General features: G+C 47.5%; 1 protein-coding gene. It reads left to right on the forward strand.

Annotation, left to right across the window (positions count from 1 at the left end; genetic code table 11):
• Window positions 1–587, forward strand: a 587-nt coding sequence (locus tag BG32_RS03085) for a reverse transcriptase domain-containing protein (protein ID WP_220660302.1), incomplete at both ends; no start/stop codon positions are given.

Raw genomic sequence — 587 nt, forward strand, 5'->3', positions numbered from 1 at the left:
GTATTACAGTCTAATCGACAAAGTCTATTCGGAGAAGAACCTTTTAAAAGCCTATGGCAGGGTAGAATCCAACAGAGGAGCCCCTGGTATAGACGGAGTAACCGTAGAGATGTTCGCAGAGAAACTTCCCGAAGAAATCGAGAGACTATCCGGAGAAATCAAGAGAGGCGAATACAAACCCATGTCACTCAGGAGGGTAGAGATCCCGAAAGCCGACGGTAAAACGAGGCAATTGAGAATACCTGCAGTGAGAGACAGGGTTGTACAGCAATCTCTCAAGGAGGTACTCGAACCGATATTCGAGGAAGGATTCCATCCCTCCAGTTACGGTTACAGAAAGGGAAGAAATGCCTGGCAGGCAGTGGAGAAGGCGAAAGCCTTTGCATCCAAATACGGACTGTGTAATGTAGTGGAACTTGACCTCAGTGAATGTTTCGACACTCTGGATCATGAGAAGATAATAGACTCCGTAGCCGAGAGAGTGAGTGATGGAAAGATACTCAAACTCATACGGACAATACTGAAGAGCGGAGTAATGGAAGATGGAGTCTGGAAGGCAACAGAGACTGGCAGTCCACAGGGAGGAG

The sequence above is a fragment of the Mesotoga sp. HF07.pep.5.2.highcov genome (genome assembly GCF_003666285.1).
GTDB classification, from domain to species: Bacteria; Thermotogota; Thermotogae; order Petrotogales; family Kosmotogaceae; genus Mesotoga; species Mesotoga prima.